General features: G+C 67.1%; 10 protein-coding genes. 4 read left to right on the top strand and 6 right to left on the bottom strand.

Going from position 1 to position 13,186, the window contains the following annotated elements; all coding sequences use genetic code 11:
- The first annotated feature begins 533 nt into the window (after nucleotides 1-533).
- Both S58_RS33345 and S58_RS33340 read left to right on the top strand, forming a co-directional pair.
- Nucleotides 534-1,205, top strand: coding sequence for a response regulator (locus S58_RS33345; protein ID WP_042341068.1), 672 nt, complete (start codon nucleotides 534-536; stop codon nucleotides 1,203-1,205).
- Between the two features lie 3 nt (nucleotides 1,206-1,208).
- Complete coding sequence (locus tag S58_RS33340; protein ID WP_015669847.1) at nucleotides 1,209-2,654, top strand: sensor histidine kinase; 1,446 nt, start codon at nucleotides 1,209-1,211, stop codon at nucleotides 2,652-2,654.
- 231 nt (nucleotides 2,655-2,885) lie between these two features.
- Here S58_RS33340 and S58_RS33335 read toward each other — a convergent pair whose 3' ends face one another.
- The 4 genes from S58_RS33335 to S58_RS33320 all read right to left on the bottom strand — a co-directional run bounded on the left by S58_RS33335 (nucleotide 2,886) and on the right by S58_RS33320 (nucleotide 8,142).
- Nucleotides 2,886-5,156 carry an autotransporter outer membrane beta-barrel domain-containing protein gene (locus S58_RS33335; protein WP_015669846.1) on the bottom strand — a complete coding sequence of 757 codons (2,271 nt, stop codon included), beginning with the start codon at nucleotides 5,154-5,156 and terminating at the stop codon, nucleotides 2,886-2,888.
- On the bottom strand, nucleotides 5,129-5,446 hold the full coding sequence (locus tag S58_RS39250; RefSeq protein ID WP_015669845.1) for a hypothetical protein: 318 nt from the start codon (nucleotides 5,444-5,446) through the stop codon (nucleotides 5,129-5,131). The genes S58_RS33335 and S58_RS39250 overlap by 28 nt, the downstream gene beginning before the upstream one ends.
- A gap of 322 nt (nucleotides 5,447-5,768) precedes the next feature.
- Nucleotides 5,769-6,929, bottom strand: coding sequence for a TAXI family TRAP transporter solute-binding subunit (locus tag S58_RS33325; protein ID WP_015669844.1), 1,161 nt, complete (start codon nucleotides 6,927-6,929; stop codon nucleotides 5,769-5,771).
- Nucleotides 6,930-7,188: 259 nt separating this feature from the next.
- Nucleotides 7,189-8,142, bottom strand: coding sequence for an aldo/keto reductase (locus S58_RS33320; protein WP_015669843.1), 954 nt, complete (start codon nucleotides 8,140-8,142; stop codon nucleotides 7,189-7,191).
- Nucleotides 8,143-8,402: 260 nt separating this feature from the next.
- Here S58_RS33320 and S58_RS33315 point away from each other — a divergent pair, with 260 nt between their 5' ends.
- Both S58_RS33315 and S58_RS33310 read left to right on the top strand, forming a co-directional pair.
- The gene (locus tag S58_RS33315; protein ID WP_015669842.1) at nucleotides 8,403-9,632 is read left to right on the top strand and encodes an NF038122 family metalloprotease; all 1,230 of its coding nucleotides are present in this window, start codon (nucleotides 8,403-8,405) and stop codon (nucleotides 9,630-9,632) included.
- A 136-nt stretch (nucleotides 9,633-9,768) separates the two neighbouring features.
- Nucleotides 9,769-11,598, top strand: coding sequence for a tetratricopeptide repeat protein (locus S58_RS33310; protein ID WP_015669841.1), 1,830 nt, complete (start codon nucleotides 9,769-9,771; stop codon nucleotides 11,596-11,598).
- Nucleotides 11,599-11,642: 44 nt separating this feature from the next.
- Here S58_RS33310 and S58_RS33305 read toward each other — a convergent pair whose 3' ends face one another.
- Entirely contained in the window at nucleotides 11,643-11,915 is a 273-nt protein-coding gene (locus S58_RS33305) for a hypothetical protein (RefSeq protein WP_144058439.1), read from the bottom strand.
- Nucleotides 11,916-11,940: 25 nt separating this feature from the next.
- Complete coding sequence (locus S58_RS33300; RefSeq protein ID WP_015669840.1) at nucleotides 11,941-13,128, bottom strand: TCR/Tet family MFS transporter; 1,188 nt, start codon at nucleotides 13,126-13,128, stop codon at nucleotides 11,941-11,943.
- Nucleotides 13,129-13,186: the final 58 nt, after the last annotated feature.

Below are 13,186 nucleotides of genomic sequence, written 5' to 3'. Positions count from 1 at the left end.
CGCGAGGCGTCGGCAGCACGCGTGCGACGTAGGCCGAGGCGTGTGGCAGTCAAGGAATTGGCGGGACGACGAAGATCGCGCCGCAACTGATGATGGGATCGGGACCGCCCGACGTGTCCGGTCGATCATGCGTCAGGCTCCATACGGGCGAATCCTCGGCCATTGTTGAACGCGTGAGTCTCGGTCGAGACGATTACGAAAAGCTGACATTTCATCACGTACGCGCTGGCCGATTGCAAATCGGTTCACAGCGGCATCGTCCGTCATACGACTGCAATCGCGCCGGCTGAGAAGCTGTTCGTTCTACAACCGGAGACTGTCGGGATGGGACACGAAAGGAGGCGTTGCACCCGTCGGCGGCGCCGCATGGAGCACACGGGAAGAAAAGTTGCGCCCGGGCGGCACGGGGCAGAACAATTCAATTTTCGGTCGGTCGCTTGAAATAGCGGTACCAGAGCGCGGTCGACGTAATCCTATTGTAATCCGTCCGTAATGATAGGAACACGCAGGTGTCGATGTTGCGGGAGAATGGCGTGCGCGTTCTGGTCGTTGAGGATGACCCCCAGCTGGGGATCTGGCTGCGGGACGCGCTCGCGACGGCCTTCGGCTCGTCGGATATCGTCACCACCCTCGACGAGGCGCGGGCTGCGATCGCCGTGCGCAGTTTCGAGCTCGTGGTGATCGACCGCGGCCTTCCGGACGGTGACGGGCTGGCGCTGTTGCCGCACCTGCGGCAGCAACAGCCGAGTCCGGCGACCGTCGTGCTGACCGCGCTCGACGATCCCGTCGACATCGCACGTGCGCTGGATGAGGGCGCGGACGATTACGTCGCCAAGCCATTCGAGCCGATCGAACTGGTCGCGCGGGCGAGGGCGGTGCTGCGCCGCCTGTTTCTCGACCGCGGCGCGATGGTTTCCATTGCCAATCTGAGCTACGACGTCGTCAATCGCGCGGTCTGCGTCGATCAGGCTCCCATCGTCGTGCCGCGGCGCGAGTTGGCGATCCTCGAGGCGCTGGTCCGCCGCAGCGGGCGGGTGGTCCTGCGCGAGACGCTCGAATCCGCAGCCTATGGCTTCGAGGACGAGATCCAGTCGAATGCGATCGAGGCGCATGTCTCCCGGCTGCGCCGCCGCCTGCGCGAAGCCAATTGCAAGGCCGCGATCAGGCCGGTGCGCGGCCTCGGCTATCTCCTGAGTGGCGAGTGACGGATGCGCAAGTGGCAGAAGCTCACCCGTATCCGTCGCTCCATCACCTTGCTCTCCGCGACGTTGATCGGGGTCGTCAGCACCATCATGCTGATCTGCGCTGCCGCCCTGCTGATCCGCTTCGGTGGCGACGATGACGGCACGTGGGGCGCCGCCGATGTCGCCGATGCGTTGAAGGAGGCGGTTTCCCGCGATGCCAGCGGTCGACTGCTCGTCAAGCCGACTCCCCGTCTCGACAGGATCATCCAGGATTTTCCGACGTTCTGGTATGTCGTGTCGGACAAGAGCGGCGAGGTCAGTTTCGGGCCACTCCCGAAATGGCGCCCGCAGAAGCCTGCGGCAGCACAGGACGGCACCAGCTTCCTGGCTTATGCGATCGACGGCGAGACCCTTCGTCTGAAGCGCATGACCGCCGTCCGGAATACGTCGGTCGGCGAGGTCCTGATCGAGACCGGCGGCGTGGCCTATACGTCGACGCAACTGATGCTCGGCACGCTGACCGATGCGACGATCGTTGCGCTTCCCATCATCCTGGTGCTGCTGGCGACGGTGTTCGCGGCCCTGGTGTTCGTGCCGACGCTGATCGCGCGCCCGGTTCGCACGGTGGCGAGCGCGGCCGAGATGATCGACGGCGTGCCGGATGGCCGCCGGCTGCCCGAGGGCGATGCGCCGGCCGAATTGCTGCCGCTGATCGCGGCGTTCAACCGCGCATTGTCGCGCATCGACCATGCCGCCGAGGCGCAGCGCAACTTCCTGTCCAACGCCGCCCATGAGCTGCGGACCCCGCTGACCAATGCGCGGACCGCGCTCGAAGCGGTCCAGGATGCGGGACTGCGCGCGAGGCTCGTTGCCGAGAATCAGAAGCTGTCATCGATCGTCACCATGCTCCTGCAACTGGCGCGGATTTCGATGGAGCCGGTCGAGCTGACCGAGATCGATCTGGTCGCGCTGGCGCGGCGCGTTACGGCCGAGCACGTGCCGATGGCGCTGCAGGCCGGGCTGGAGCTCGGCTTTGCCGGATCCGACGCTCCGGTGTGGATCCAGGGCTCGGAGCCTGCCCTCGCGGTCGCGCTCTCGAACCTGATCAGGAACGCCGTCACGCATGCTGGCGCCGGTGGTCCCATTCTCGTCGACGTCGACGCGGCAGCAAGCCTGAGCGTGATCGATTCCGGGCCGGGCCTGCAGTCGGATCAGCCCGAGCGCCTGCTGCAGCCGTTCGAGCGCGGGCAGGCCCGCGGCGAAGGCATGGGGCTCGGGCTTTCCATCGTTTCGCAGGTCATGGCCACGCATCATGGCCGCGTCGAGCTCCGTGAGACGCCCGGCGGCGGCACGACGGTCCGGCTGAGCTTCGCGCCTGCGGCGCCTCAGCAAGGCGCGCCGGTTGCAAGAGGGGCGGCTTGGCCGGCCGTGCGCACGGTCGAAAAGGCCGGGCCGCTGGCGCGCTCCTGACGACCAAGCGTCAGCATCAGGCTCGATCGCATCGTAGCCTGACGCTCGTAGCTCGGCGCAGAGCCAAGCCAGCAGCGCTTGCTCCGGACTGGTTGATCGGATTCGGCATCTCGGTAGCCGCACCGAAGCGGTCGATGATGAGAGAGTTCAGCTGTGTCATCTCGCGCATCCGCTTATGGCGCCCGCCGGGATCGAGACCGGAATTGCGACGACGATCGACGGCGAGCGGCCTTACCAGGCGTAGCGGACGACGCCCTTGCCGGCGTAGGAGCGCGTGACGTTCGAGAACTCGCCCTCGAAGGTCGCGGCCGCCGCCCAGCCGTTCGTCCATTTCAGCTCGGCCGAGGCGGTGGTCAGTGCGGATTCGCTGGCCTGCGCCGCGCCGTTGACGACGAAGCTCGCGGCCGGCAGCGCCTGGAACGTCGCCGTGACCGCGCGGTTCGGGTTGAAGTCGTGCGCCCACGCTGCGCGGCCGCGCAGGGTCAGCACGGCGTCCTGCATGGCATAGGATTTGTCGCTGCGCAGGCCGAGCTCGGTGCGCGTGTCGGTCGATGTCCGGGCCGCATAGGCGAGCGCGAAGGCGCCGCTGCCAGAGACTGTGCGCTCGGCATAGCCCGGCAGATCCAGGGCCGTCACCTGGGCCGCGGCATAAGGCGTGAAGCCGATGCCGCCGATCCAGGGCGAGACGAAGCGCGTGCCGGCCTCGATGCGGCCGGAATAGGCGTTGGCGTTGAACGCGGCGCTCAGATGATCGCTGCCGGCAACGGTGACGATGCGGTCGGTCGTGACCGACTGCCAGCCATAGGCGAGCGTCGCGGAGACATAGGCCGGGCCTTGCACGTGACGCAGATAGGCGCCGGCCTGGAACAGGTCGGAGCGGCCCCAGCCCTGGCCGGTGACGTTGAAGCTGGTGCCGCCGCCCGCGAGCGCGAAGCCGGCCAGCGTATTCGGAGAGAACTGGTAGTCGGCGCCGACGGCCGTGCCGTAGAGGTTGCTCGCCGTGTTGGTCGAGCCCGCGGCCGCATTGCCGTCCGTGGTCTGCGACCCGCCGAAGCCGGCGGCCCACATGCTCCAGCGCGACGCGAACGGCGCGGCCGGCGCCTTGGTGGCCATCGCGAAGGCGTCGCCGCCCCGACGTGCCGCAGAGGCGCTGGCGCGGTCGTCGTCCTCGGCATAGCCCGTAGCGCCGCCTTGAGCGCCCATCGTGCCGCCGCGCTGCGCCGGATCGGTCAACAGACCCATGAACTGCGCCATCGCGCCGAACGTCGTCTGCTGCGACGACGTGCCGAGCTGGCCGGCGGCCTGCGACAGGCCGGCCGGCGTCAGCGATGCGTAGGCCGCGGAAATGCCGCCGCCGGCATTGAAGGCGTTGGTCAGGGCGTCGCCGGCGGCGCGCTGATTGCCGTTCAGGCCGGGGATGCCGCCATAGCCCAGCGCGACGTTCAGATAGACGTTGTTGGCGTCATAGCTGAGCGACCTCGTGAGCGTGGCCGTGCCCGTGGTGGTGACGGTCGGCGCGAAACTGCCGGAGACGCCGCCGCTCGCGGTGAGGATGGTGTAGGTCTTGGCGACATAGCTGCCCGGCGCGAAGGCGATGTTAACGGTCGCGCCGCCGAGCGTGGCGGTGCCGCTGACATTCGTCGTCGACGCGGTCGTGGGCGAGACCTGCACCAGGTAGATCGCGCCGGACTGGAAGGCGAGATTGCCGGAGACGCCGAGCGAAGTGCCGGCGACGCCGTTGCCGGGCGCCAGGATGCCGCCGCTCGCGACGGTCGTGCCGCCGACGGTGCCGATGCCGCTCAGCGTGCCGCCTGTGTTCACGGTGAGGCCGCTGGCGGAAGCAAAATTGCCGTCGATGCGCAAGGTGCCGGCATTGACGTTGACGGCGCCGGCGTAGGTGCTGGTGCCGGTCAGGGTCCAGGCCGAGGAGCCGACCTTGTCGAAGGTGGAGAAGTCGCGATACTGCGCGGCCGCGCCGAGCTGCGAGATGTCGAAGGTCGAGCTGCCGCTGCCGCCGAGCTGCAGCGTGTTGTTGGCACTTCCGCCGACGAGGCCGTTGATGACCGAGCCCGGTGCGAGCGTCAGCGTGTTGCCGGGGCCAAAGAAGCTGATCCCGCCATTGATCGTGCCGGCATTGATGATCGAGGAACCGGAGGCCGAAATGCCATAGCCGCCGCCGCTGATCGTGCCGTCATTGTAGATCAGCGAGTTGCTGCCGAGGAAGACACCGCCCCCTCCTGGGCTGCTGATCGTGCCCGAATTGAAAACCGCGAGGACGCCGTTGCCGCCGCCGATGCCGAGATTCGTGCCGCTGATGACACCTCCAGCGAGGTTCGTGATCGTCCCCAAACCAAAAGGACTGACAAAGCCTGCTGCGCCGGAAATGGTGCCGGAATTGACGATGATGAAGGATGAATAGCCCTCGATGGCGTTGTTGTGTCCCGTGATGGTGGCACCGGCTGCATTCGAGATGGTCAGGGTGTAGCCCTGGAGCCATTCCACCCGATGCCGGTGATGGCTCCGGCATTGATGATGCTTCCGTCATGGATGTTGATGCCCGCATCCGAGCCGGTCACCGTGGCTCCGGCTGCAACGTTGACGGCGATCGCCGTCTCGATGCCGGTGCCGTAGCCGAAGGTGCTGGTGTTCGTTCCGGGCGCGCCAGCGCCCTGACCCGTCGTGGGGCCGGAACAGGTCGCGGTCACGCCGTCGGCGGCGGCCGGCGTACAGTCGGCATGGGCCGCGCCGGTGCCGAGCGCCAATACCGCGATCCCGAGAGCCAGCGCGGACACGCTGCTCTCCCAGCAGCGCCGGCGACGATGTGTGCCGCGTTCGGATGACGCACGAACCACCTGCCCAACTTGCACTTGCATTTCCACGCCCCAACTACGCAGTCACTGTTCCCTGGCGGGAACCGTAACATCTGAAATGCAGCGTGCGCTTTCGGAAATACTACGCAACAACAAGACATGTTCGAGATGTTGCCGCGCGGCTACAGCGGTTGTGCTCGGTTATTCTGCACGTTTTGGTAAGGCGCGGCGACGTGTTCAACGCCACCACTGCGACTAATAGCCTGTGAGCGTGGACGCTCTGACGCCGAAGGTCGCCGCCGTCTCAGCGCGGCTCCTTGCTCCGCTGCCATTTGAGGAAGTCGCTGTAGAGCCTCGCCGCCTCGTCCGGCGACATCCGCGCCTGCGCCTTGCGCTCGTCGAGAAACTTGCGGAATTCCGCCGGGTTGCCGTCCTGCGCCGGCGACTGCATGGCGCGGGCGCCGTCGAGCCATTCTTGCGCGGCCTTGAAGCGGACCAGGCCCTGCACCGGCGCCGACAGCACGGTGTCGCGCCATTTCGGATGCCGCGGCGGCGACTGCAGCACCTGGATCTTGCCGAACAACGCATCGACGAACCGCGCCGTGCGGCGATAGCGCTCGCTGTTCTCCGGCCAATTGTAGACCATCAGCACGGTGGAGGCCGCGACCGCGTCGACCCTGGTGCCTGGCGGCACCAGGTTCGGATATTCCTCGGACGAGAACGACGACGGCAGATAGATGTCCTGCAGCGCGTGGTCGTAGGGGACGGCCAGCAGATGCAGCCGGCCGCCATCGTTCTTGATGCCCTTGATGATCGGTGCATCCTTGGACACCGAGGCGATCCAGGCATCGCCCTGGCCGTCGATCAGCTTCTGCAGGCCGCCGGTCGGATCGGTCTGCGAATCGATGTCGGCCTGGATGCCGAGCCGCCGGAAGATCGTCCGCGCCGCGGGCAGGCCGATCGAGCGCTCGGCGAACACGCGCTTGCCGTTGAGATCCTGCAGCGAGCGGATCTCGCGCCGCGCGACGATGTGGACGTCGTTGTGGAACAGCTGGGCGATGTAGCGCACGCGCTGGGCGATGTCCGGAATGTTGTATTCCGTCTTGACGAATTCCAGCGCATCGGTGGCGACGAAGCCCATGTCGATGTTCTTCAACATGATGATGTCGACGAGGTTCTGCGCCGAGCCCTTGCCGAGGATCGGCAGCACGCGCAGGCTTTCGCCTTCGTCGAGCACCGCCGCCATGTCCGAGCCCATCACCGACATCGGGCCGCCGATCGGTGCGGTGATGACGGTCACGGTGCCGGAATTGAGCGACTCGCGATCGGGCAGGGTGCCGACGGGGGCTCCGGCCACGGGCGCACGCTGCTGCTGGGCTCGGACGCTGCCGGTCAGCGCCAGGAGAGATGATGATACGATGGCAACGACGAATGCGCCAACAGTTACGCGCGCGACACGATTCACCGAACGCTTCCTCGATTCATTCTAATTTGGCAGTGCACTTAGCAATTCGATCCGGGCTGAATTTTGGCCACGCCGTGGCGATGCCCAAGAAGCTTCAAAATGGCCTGACCGGCTCCACGCCTGTGCTGGAAATGCGGTGCGCGCGCGTCGATGTTGTATCACCGCGAGGACGCAGCTTTCGCGGGATTGGCTGCGCGTCATTCCGGGCGCGCACCTGCGCCCGGAATGACCGCCAAGGATGTTGTTAGCAAGGATGTTGTTAGTTCGCGCTGGCGGCATCGAGCCGCGCGACCTGGTCCTTCGTCAGCGTGAGCTGCGTTGCCGCGACCAGCGTGTCGACCTGCTCCGGCCTGGTGGCGCTCGCGATCGGCGCGGTCACCGACGGCTTGGCCAGCAGCCAGGCCAGCGCGATCGACGCCGGCTGTGCGCCGGTTTCGTTCGCGACCGCGTCCAGCGCGGCGAGGATGCGCAGGCCGCGCGCGTTCATGTATTTCGGCACGCTGCGCGCGCCGCGCGGGCTCTTGCCGTAGTCGGCCTCCGAGCGGTACTTGCCGGTGAGGAAGCCCGCGGCGAGCGAGAAGAAGGTGATGACGCCGACCTCGTTCTGCTCGCACACCCGCTGCAGCGCGCCCTCATAGGACGCGCGCTCGGCAAGGCTGTATTCCGGTTGCAGGCTCTCATAGCGCGGCAGGCCATTGGCCTTGGCGATGTCGAGCGCGGCCTGCAGCCGTTCGGCCGAGAAGTTCGAGGCGCCGATGACGCGCACCTTGCCGGCCTTGATCAGTCTGTCATACGCCGCCAGCGTCTCCTCCTGCGGCGTGGTCTCGTCGTCCTTGTGCGACTGATAGAGATCGATCATTTCGGTCTGCAGCCGCCGCAGCGAGTCCTCCACCGCGCGGGCGATGTAATCGGCCTTCAGCCCGACCTTGCCGTCGCCCATGTCCATGCCGACCTTGGTGGCCAGAATGATCTTGTCGCGGTTGCCGCGCAGCTTCATCCATTTGCCGATGATGGTCTCGGACTCGCCGCCCGTGTGGCTCGGTACCCAGCGCGAATAGACGTCGGCGGTGTCGAGGAAGCTGAGCCCCGCGTCCAGCACCTTGTCGAGCAGTCTGAACGAGGCCGCCTCGTCCACGGTCCAGCCGAACACGTTGCAGCCGAAGCAGATGGGCGGAACGAGGAGGCCGGAACGGCCGAGCGGACGCATCTTCATGACTGTCTCTCGATTCGGTGGAGCTGCTGAATGTGTGGCGGGATGGCGGGCGAAGGCCCGCGGCAGATTGCCTCCATTCATCGCGCGTGACCAGCGCGGCAGGAGCATGGCGGGGCCGCCATGCCGCATCCAAACCATGGCGCGGCTGCCCCGAGATGGTTCCGGCGCCGCCAGACTTTTCACTTAGTTGCAGATGATGGTCCGGCAATTGCGAATGTCTCGCAGCTGGGCGCGGGGCACGGGTGAGAGGAGTCCGTCCAATGAACACGCTGACCTATGACCAGCTCGGACTGAGCTCCGATGCCTTGATGGCGCCGGATCCGGCGTCGCCAAAGACGCCGGCCACGGCGGCCGCGGCCGCGTCGCCGTTCGTACTGCCGGCGGGCGCCGTCTCGGATCCGATCGTGCATGCCGACGGCTCGGAGACGGTCGCAGTCCATACCGGCGGACTCACCTTCAATCTCACCTTCGATGCCGCGGCCGCCGCGGCGCCCGAGAGCTTCCGCGCCGGCGTCGAGCAGGCCGCGGCGATCCTGTCATCGGCGATCACCGACCAGGCCACCGTCAATCTCGCGATCGATTTTGCCGGCACCGGCGGCGGCGCCGGCGCCAATGTCAGCAACGGCGTGCTCGCCAACTACACGCAGCTCAGGACCGATCTGCAGGATCACGCCGCGGCGGGCGACACCGTGTTCGACAATCTGCCGACCACCAAGGCGGTGCAGGGCCATCAGCAGGTGTTCGTCGCCAACGCGCAGGCCAAGGTGCTCGGCCTGATCGACCCGAACAACACGACGACGGAGGATGGCTTCGCCGTCTTCAACACCGACATCCCGACCCAGTCGCTGGTCGGCGTCGCGCTGCACGAATTGTCGCACGCGCTCGGACGCGTGCCCTCGCCGGGCAATCTCGACGTCTTCGACCTGTTCGATTTCACCAAGCCGGGACAGCATCTGATCAACAACAGCATCAGCTCGGCGCCGCCTGCGTACTTCTCGCTCGACGGCGGCGTCACCAAGATTGCCGATTACGGCCAGATGTCGGATCCGGCCGACTTCCTCAACACCGGCATCCAGGGCGCCCACGATCCGCTGAACGAGTTCTACAATCCCACCACGTCGCAGACGCTGTCGCCGATCGACCTCGTGGTGCTGGAGACGCTCGGCTACAACATCTCGACGCCGGATACCCAGGCGCTGCTCGCGCAGATCCCGCATGCGGCGGGCGTCGCCGCGCCGGCGCAGACGCCGCAGCAGGCTGTCGCGATCGCGTCTGCCGTCGCGGCGGAGACGGCCGCCAGCCTGACGAAGCTGGGTGATGCGGCAGGCGCCGCGCAGGTGCTCGCGAATGCGCATGCCGATGCGGCCGCCGCCAACGCGACCGATGCCGGCGCGAGCCATCACGAGACGGCGACCTACGCCTCCTATTCAACCGACGCGCACCACGACGCCATGCTCGCCATGCATCTGCACGCCATCACCGCCAACTGACGCGCGCCGCGCAAACCGGCGCAGATCACGCCTTGCCGCGGTCGAAGCGGTGCCGGCGAGCGGCCGGGCGAGCAGATCCTTTCAGCCCCTGGGAGAATCAAATACCCATGGACCGAAGGCAATCTGGGGTGGCGCAATGAAGGGTCGCGAGATCGAGACGGCTTCCGGGCGCGACAACACCGGTCGAGCGACGCCCGAGAGCCCGGCTCAGCTGCACCAGGCCGCTCTCGATCACATGCGGGCCGGCCGGCAGCTCGATGCCCAGCTGTGTTGCCAGCAGATCCTGACAACCGATCCCGGCCATGCCGACACGCTGCATCTGATGGGGCTGTTGTCGATCCAGGCCGGACAGTTCGATCACGCCGTCGAATGGGTCGCCGGCGCGATCCGGCGCGAGCCGAAGCCGCTCTATCTCACCACGCTCGGGACCGTGCTGCTGCAGCAGGGCCGCGGCGCCGACGGCCTCAAGGCGTTTCAGAAGGCGGCCGAGCTCGAGCCCGGCAACGCAGAGCGCTGGCAAAATCTCGGCATGGTGCTGGCCGAGCTGCAGCGATCTGATGACGCGATCCTCAGCTTTCAGCATGCGCTCGAACTCGCGCCCGGCGCGTGGGATGCCGCGCGCAAGCTCGCGATCCTGCTGCAGCAGGCGGGGCGTTCGGAGGAGGCGCTCGTCGCTCTCGACCGGTGTGAGGTGCTGAAGCCGGGCGATGTCCAGATGCTCAGCCTGCGCGCCAATGCGCGGTTGAGCCTGGGACGATACGCCGACGCCCTCGGCGATCTCGAACGTCTCCGTCTGCTCGATCCGGCGAATGCCGATCTCTGCAACCAGCTGGGAAACTGTCTGTCGGCGCTCGGCCGATCCGAACAGGCGCTGTCCGCCTACGACAAGGCCTTCGCGCTCGGCGACACGCATGCGCTGAAGAACAAGGCGATCGCGCTGGAGCAGCTTGGCCGGTTCGACCTCGCCATCGCCGGCTATCGGCGGGCTGCCGCCGCCGATCCCGATGATGCCGGCGCGGCATGGAATCTCGCGCTGCTGCAGCTGCTGACCGGGAATTTCGAGGCCGGCTGGGCGGGCCGCGAGGCGGCGCGCTGGAAGATCCCGATCCTCGTCGCGGGTTATCCGAAGCTGTCCGGACCGCTCTGGCAGGGCGCCGAGCCGATCGCGGGCAAGACCATCCTGGTCTGCCCGGATGAAGGTCTCGGCGACGTCATCCAGTTCTCCCGCTACGTGCCGCTGCTGGCGGCACGCGGCGCGCGCGTGATCCTGCTGGTCCAGGACGAGCTGCAGCCGCTGCTCGCCAGGCTGCCCGGCGTCGCGCTGTGCCTGCCAAAATCGACCACGACGGCGCCGCCTTACGATTTTCACTGTCCGCTGACCAGCCTGCCGCTGATGTTCGGGACCCGCCTCGACACCATCCCGGCGCAAACCTGCTATCTTCCCGCGCCACCGCCCGAGCGCGTCGAGGCCTGGGCGCAACGCCTCGGCGCACATGACCGCTTGCGGGTCGGCCTCGTCTGGTCGGGCAATCCGCGACATCCGCGCGACCGCGCCCGCTCCATGCCGTTCAGCGCCCTGGCGCCGCTCCTCGATGCCGCCGCGACCTTCATCAGTCTGCAGAAGGATCCGCGCGCAGACGACAGGCCGGCGCTGCTGGCGCGCACCGACATCATCGATCCCACCGCGGATCTGACCGACTTCGTCGAAACCGCGGCACTCGTCTCCTGCCTCGATCTCGTGATCACCGTCGACACCAGCGTTGCGCATCTCGCCGCCGCGCTGGGCCGCCCGACCTGGGTTCTGCTGCCGTCAGTGCCGGACTATCGCTGGCTGCTCGATCGCGACGACAGCCCGTGGTATCCGAGCATGCGCCTGTTCCGCCAGGACCAGCGCCGCGACTATGCGCCGGTGATCGCGCAGGTCCGCACCGAATTGGATGCAATGATCAGCCGCGGCGCCATTTGAAGGCGGGTTCCCCGCCTGCTGGCGGACGGAATTGATCCCGGCCATCAGGATCGTTCGGACGCTCGCTGCCGTTCGAGTTGGCGCAGGTAGCTGAGGCCGCAGACCGTCAGCCGGCCGGGATCGTGCAGGCCTTGTTCGGCGAGCCTGCGAATGTGGCGCGCGACGTCACGCCGCGTTCCCTCGTCCAGATCACGTCTGGCCATGCGGCGATAGATCTTCATCGCTCGAACGAGCGGCTTTGCGATTTCGACCTGAAGCATCGGAGATAACCGGCGGCGCCGGCGATCGTTCCGAAATCCTGCGGCGCTGGAACTCATCGCTCATGAGCCTCTCGCGAGACCGTCAGAGCCCGGATGTCGCCTTGGCCGGCCGCAGCCACAGGACGAAGGGAACGATGAGGACGTAGATGGCAACGACGGACAGCCAGATGGCGCCGGGCCATTGCTCTCGGACGACGAAGTACATGCTGGAGAATCCGAGTGGCGCAACGATCGATGCGAGGCTCACCGTCGAGGCGAGGACGCCCTGGAGCTGTCCTTGCAGTTCGCTGTCCACGTGCCGCGTGGCGATGGACTGCAGGGCCGGCGCGCCGATGCCGCCGAGCGCGAACATCGGCATGATGGCAAACACCATCCAGCTCCGGCTGGCGAATGCCAGCGACGTGAGGGCGATGCAGACGCCGGCGATCCCGGTGAGGATGGCGCCACGTTCGCTCAACAGCCTCACGGCGGGGCCGGGCAGGAATGCCTGTGCGAGCGTCTGGAACACGCCGAAGGTGCCCAGCGAGAGGCCGATCCACAGGCCGTTCCACCGGAACGTATCGCCGCCCCACAGCGCCCAGCAGACGCCGTAGGCCTCGCCGGTCGCGCTGAACAGGAAGAAAACGGCCACGATGGGCAGCAGGCCTTTCGCCGAGAATGCCCAGCGCAGCGGCCGCAGCGGGTTCAGGACGGCGATCTCGATCGGCGCGCGGCTCGGCGCGTGCGACTCCGGCAACGTCGCAAGCGCCAGCAGGAGATTGCATCCGTTCAGGACCGCCGCCACGACGAACGGCAGCCGCAGCCAATGATCGCCGAGCGTGCCGCCAAGCACGGGACCGATGATGAATCCGAGGCCGAACATCGCGTTGAGAAGTCCGAAGCGGCGGGCCCGCTCCTCCTCGGCGGAAATGTCGGTGATGTAGGCGGTGGCGACCGAGACGTTGGCGCTGGTGACGCCGGCGACGGCGCGGCCGAGCAGAAGCATCCAGAGATCGGATGCAAAGGCGAGGAACACATAGTTGACGGTGGCGCCGGCCAGCGAGACCAGCAGCAGCGGGCGCCGGCCGAGCCGGTCGCTGAGCGAGCCGAGCACCGGCGCGCAGACGAACTGCATGGCTGCGTAGAGCGCAGTCAGGATGCCGAGCGTGGACGCCACGTTGTCGGCGTGCGTCACCTCCTGCAGCAGCGAAGGCAGGATGGGAAAGATCAGCCCGATGCCGACGGCATCGAGCACGATGGTGAGGTAGATGACGGCAAGAGGCTTGCTCATGGCGCGCTCCAATCCACGCGAGCCAGCGACGCTGAAAAGCGCCGGCTGCTCGCTGGAG

The sequence above is a fragment of the Bradyrhizobium oligotrophicum S58 genome (genome assembly GCF_000344805.1).
Taxonomy (GTDB): domain Bacteria; phylum Pseudomonadota; class Alphaproteobacteria; order Rhizobiales; family Xanthobacteraceae; genus Bradyrhizobium; species Bradyrhizobium oligotrophicum.
Note: the sequence above shows the minus strand (reverse complement) of the source record. Positions and strands in the feature narration are given on the sequence as shown.